The organism is Segatella copri (assembly GCF_019127135.1).
Lineage (GTDB): Bacteria > Bacteroidota > Bacteroidia > Bacteroidales > Bacteroidaceae > Prevotella.
The window spans coordinates 1-5,086 of sequence record NZ_JAHOEA010000102.1; the positions used below are offsets into that span (position 1 = coordinate 1).

At 41.3% G+C, this 5,086-nt stretch carries 5 protein-coding genes and 1 pseudogene; 5 read left to right on the plus strand and 1 reads right to left on the minus strand.

What is annotated here, in order from left to right:
* Positions 1-113: 113 nt before the first annotated feature.
* The 5 genes from KSW37_RS14995 to KSW37_RS15015 all read left to right on the plus strand — a co-directional run bounded on the left by KSW37_RS14995 (position 114) and on the right by KSW37_RS15015 (position 4,702).
* On the plus strand, positions 114-314 hold the full coding sequence (locus KSW37_RS14995) for a hypothetical protein (protein ID WP_217315217.1): 201 nt from the start codon (positions 114-116) through the stop codon (positions 312-314).
* A 23-nt stretch (positions 315-337) separates the two neighbouring features.
* Entirely contained in the window at positions 338-1,315 is a 978-nt protein-coding gene (locus tag KSW37_RS15000; protein WP_217315219.1) for a fimbrillin family protein, read from the plus strand.
* Positions 1,316-1,337: 22 nt separating this feature from the next.
* Complete coding sequence (locus KSW37_RS15005) at positions 1,338-2,318, plus strand: fimbrillin family protein (RefSeq protein ID WP_217315221.1); 981 nt, start codon at positions 1,338-1,340, stop codon at positions 2,316-2,318.
* 79 nt (positions 2,319-2,397) lie between these two features.
* On the plus strand, positions 2,398-3,300 hold the full coding sequence (locus KSW37_RS15010; RefSeq protein ID WP_217315223.1) for a fimbrillin family protein: 903 nt from the start codon (positions 2,398-2,400) through the stop codon (positions 3,298-3,300).
* 22 nt (positions 3,301-3,322) lie between these two features.
* On the plus strand, positions 3,323-4,702 hold the full coding sequence (locus KSW37_RS15015) for a leucine-rich repeat domain-containing protein (RefSeq protein ID WP_217315225.1): 1,380 nt from the start codon (positions 3,323-3,325) through the stop codon (positions 4,700-4,702).
* Between the two features lie 145 nt (positions 4,703-4,847).
* Here the strand turns inward: KSW37_RS15015 and KSW37_RS15020 are convergent.
* Positions 4,848-5,086: pseudogene (locus tag KSW37_RS15020) on the minus strand (Rpn family recombination-promoting nuclease/putative transposase); the annotation flags it as partial.

Below are 5,086 nucleotides of genomic sequence, written 5' to 3' on the forward strand. Positions count from 1 at the left end.
TTTTTGTTGCTCAGGCACTTATAAATAATGTTAAACTATAGTGTTGCGGAATTAAGGATCTGTATCAAGTAAAGATTTAAAATGTCGTAAATTATAATCAAAACATAATAGATATGAAGAAAGTTTTAACTAAGAAGAAAAAGTATGTAGCTCCATCTGTGCAGGTACTCGAATTGGAAACTACTCAGATTCTCGCAGGAAGTGGCGAAACCAATTCTACACCTACCGTGAACGGTTTTCAACCCGGTGGTTCTTTTGGTACAGGTGACATGGAAGAAAGTACATCGGCTAGAAGAACTAGCATTTGGGACTAAGATGAATATAAAATGAAATGAATATGAAATTATCCAGTTTATTACCCCAGATGGCTTGCGCCATCCTCCTTATGGCGAGTTGTTCGCAGGAGGATAGTCTGACGCCAGGCGAAAGCCCATCTTCAGTTGGCGGCATTCGCATCACCACCCAGGTATCAGATATTGCTACCCGTGGCATCACCGAAACCGCCACCTTGCAAAACTTCGGTATCTGTATTCTGGGTTCCGGAGAGCACGCTTCATCTTTGCAATATAATAATGTGGAGATGACGAAGAACGGCGAAGAGTGGACTTCTGCTACCCCAATGCTGTGGAAGAGTGAGATTCCTTCTGCCGACATCATCGCCTATGCTCCTTATCAGGCTGATATAAGTGATGCCTTGGCAACCCAGAAGCAGTTCCCTGTATCGGTGAAAGCCGTACAGACTAAAGAAGACCTGTCTTCCGACCTTCTGGTGTTCAAGGCTAAGGATTATGCTCCAACCATCGTCGGCGAGAACAAAGACAAGATTGTAGAGGTGAAGTTTGATCATGCCTTCAGCCAGCTGATGGTAACCTTCAACTTCCATTCCGCCTTTTCCAATGACGAGGTAGATCTGTCAAAGATAGAAGACGTAAGGGTAGAGGGCACCGTTTTGTCTGGCGTATGCGACTTTTCTCATGACAAGCCGCAGATAACGGTTCAGGCTGATGCCGCAGCAGCGTCCATTACTCCAGAGAATGTTTCTTTCCAGGCAAAGGATGCAGAGCATGCCAGCATCTCTGCCCAATACTCCTGTCTGCTGGTTCCGCAGACCATCCAGGCAGCCAATCAGCCTCTGACGGTTACCTTCCGATTGGGTGATACCACCTATTCATGGAAGGCGAATGCCGACATCACCCTGGAGCAGGGCAAGTATTATACCCTTTCGCTCAACATCAGGAAGACCGGAGTTGTAGTAGAAGGAACGATTAAAGGCTGGATTCCGGCAGAAGGCAACAATGAATATGTAGCAAATTAATAACTATTAAAATACAACGTTTATGAAGAAGTTTAAAATCTTATACATCGCTGCCGCAGCATTGCTGTTTGCAGCTTGCGCTAACGAAGAAGACGGTATCGGCAACAATGGTCCTGTTGCTGCCACAGTAAAGGCGGATATTTCCAACAATATCAAAACCCGTGGAACTGCAGACAACGACAGATGGACAACTGGCGACGCTATCGGTGTGTACGTCACTTCCGCAGGAAACACAAAAGGAACAAATGTAAAGTATGAATATGACAGATATGGTGAATTTGTTTCGGCAAATCCTATTTATTTTAGAGATAACGCGGAACAGACATTCAGTGCGTATTATCCATACATTGATGACCCCAATAATGACAAATTCGATGAGGATGGTTGGTTAAAAAATGATTGGACTATTGATTACAGCAATCCAAGTAATACCTTATTAGCAAACGATTTTCTCTTTGCCTCGGGAGCAACAGCCAGCAAAGCATCTCCAATGGTTAATTTCACTGACTTGAATAATGTGGGTGAATCCTTGCCAGAGAAAGACCATCGCTTTAAGCACAAGATGAGTATGATAGAATTTACGGTCTGTGCAGGAGAAGGTATTGAGAGCAGCAAGAGTAATCTTCAAAGTATAACATTGGACAAGATAAAGACACAGGGTAAGATAAATGTAAAAACAGGTGCGACAGAAGTCACAGGGACTTCTTCCCTAAAAACCTTACCAGTAACAGGTCTTTTGACCGATCTCAGGGTCTGCAAGTTCATACTCTTCCCGCAACAGTTCGAAAACAAAGAATTGACCATTAGTTGTAGTGTGTTGTATAACGAAAATACTATTAACAATTATACAACAAAGATACCCCTACCAAATGGATTCGAAGGTGGTAAAAAATATACTTATACTATCACTGTTAGAAATAATAGTATAGTAATAGGAAATGCAAACATAACGGGTTGGGGTATTGGCACAGACAATGAATCTCTCGATGCAGAAATAGAATAATAAGGTACTGAAAATAGGAAATACAGGGTTAGTGAGCTTGGCCGCTCACTAACTCACTAACAATAAAAAACTGAAGATTATGAAGACGATAAAACAAAGAATTTCCTATGTGGTAATGGGCCTTATGGCTATGGGCTTTACAGCATGTACGCAAAATGAAGATATGGCTCCAACGCTGAAAGGGCAGGAAATCAATGCCACTTTCTCTGTTGGAGGTATGCAGACTCGTGTCAATACATTGGGAGACGGTAAAAATTGGGAGGATAAAGATAAACTGAAAGTAAGTATATTTACGGATTATGATCCTGGTAGTACGACAGTTCTTTCTTTTAATGGCGAAACCTGGTCCCGCAGTGGTAGTTTCCGTTGGTTAAATGGATACGAACAACATACTATTTTGGCTGTATATCCATCTGACACGGATTTTGGGAAAGAAAATCTACAGTATGATTTACAGACAGACCAAAGCAGCGAAGGTAATTTGAAAAACGCTGATCTCATAACTGGATATTGGCACGATGTTCCTCGGTACGATTTAAGAATTCCTATGCAGCATCGCATGTCGCTGGTTACAATTTTCTATGAAATTGGTGCATACGATCATCCTAATAAGGATATAAATAACCTACAGATTTGTTCGCCATGCAATGGGGCTAGCTTTAGCAGAAGATCAAACACTGATTGGATAATGGACACTTCTAATTATAAAGAGCCAACGTTGGTATATGCATGCCAGACAGGAGATGATGGAGAAAAGTCTTTCTCTGCAATCATTGTACCAGGCTCGTTAGACACAAGTGCTGATTTTTTGAAGTTTACTTTAGACGGGCAAGATTATACCGTCAAGTTAAAGCAAAAAACAGATTTTTTGGAAGGGCATCGTTACACCTATAGTCTCAAAAAAATAGGAAGAGACAAAGTGGAACTCGCAGTCCGCAATCAAGGTGTTCTGCCTGGTTGGGAAAATGAAGAAGAACTATAACAAATAAAAGGAGAATATAATTATGCGTAAGATTATTCAATACATGATGATGGCATTGATTGCTGTTGTTTTGGCATCATGTGCTAATGATATAAGCGAAGAATCTACACCAACTGTTAAAAGTAATATACGTTTTGTTGTAGATGACTTTCCTATGTTTGAGAAACCTTCTACCCGAACTATCGGCGAAGAAGACAAGGGTAAGACAGCATGGGCTGTTGGAGACGAAATCTGTATAAAGTTAGAATCTAAAGAGTTAGGAATCCAGACTGCAACTTTAAAATACAATGGAGTAAAGTTTGAAATCCAAGATGGCAACTCATTGTGCTATCTTGAGGGGGAACCTGTGACGGCTTATGCTTACTATGCTCCAGGTCGTAAATATTTAAATGATGGTTATCTTGGGTATAAGGATGATGGAGAAGATGGAATAGCAGAGTTCATCGAAGCAACTTGTAATGTTCATTATGGAGATGATAATTATATAGACATATCGTTTGCCAATGTCACACGTAATTATTCACGCCTCCGCATTGCAACTATGCCAAATAAGCCAATAACAGTTAGCATCAGTGAATACACTCCTGCGGGCAGCAGCAATATGATATGGGATCAAAATTATGCCCTTACTTCTGATGAAAAGGGCAATGCCTATTTATATGGTACTTTTGATAGATATGCCGAAGTCACTGTGAAATATAGAGAAGCAACTTTGGCAACTCATACATTCTTGCAAGCAACAGAAAAAGCTAAGAGTTATGCTCTGGATGCTACTGTCATTTCGGCAAATAGTGCAGAAGAAATAAAGTCAGCTATCAAGCAAGAAGTAGCAGACGGCAAGACTGCTATAAGACTTAACCTCGCTTCTGATGCTGGCGATAATGAGTTTAAGGCTATCCGCGAAGCTTTTGAGAATGTGAAATCTGGCACTATAGATCTCACTCTAATAGGATGCAAGGAAATTCCTGCAGATGGTTTGAACAACCAATCAGGAGGACTAGAGGCATTAAAGTCTATTACTTTGCCTGATGTGACAAAAATTGGAAAGAATGCCTTACTCTTCTGTGTGGATTTGGAAGAAATTTGTGCTCCGAATGTTTCTGCTATAGATGAAGGTGCATTTGCAGAATGTTACCATTTGAGAAAAGTAACTTTGGGAGAACTCACGAATGTAAAAGGTGACTATGAACACGGGGATGGTATTTTTGGCTTCGATTCTCATTCTATAGAAAATATAGATTTAGAGTTGTCTGAAAAACAGAGAATAATGACCAAGCAACTAATTGATGGTCGTTATTGTTGGACTCCAACTGAAGAACCCTATCAGATGAGTAAAGACCATACAAGCAGATCTTTCCTTGGAATGACATTCAATTCTGTAAAATGTGGGGTTAAGCTTTAGCATTCCATATACACTCCTAAGCTGGGCAGGAGTATAAGGTGCCCAGCAAACATATCCCCCCGCACCTCACGGGAAACGACAAGGGTCTATATGCCACGATGACAAGTGGCGTATAGACCCTTGGTTATATGGAGATATTCGTAATCTACATCTCCGCTTTCAGCAGCTTTATCTCCTCTGCCGTCAGCCCCGTCATATCCATGATAGACGCTTCATCCATACCCTTTGCCAGCATCTTCCTGGCAATCTCAAGGCTTCGCAGGTTCATGCCTTCAGCTCTGCCTTCTTCTCTGCCTTTCTTCATGCCTATTTCTATACCTTCACGCTTTGCAGTGTCTACGGAATTCTTGATGTCGCGATATGCCATCTTGCTGGTCTCGTACT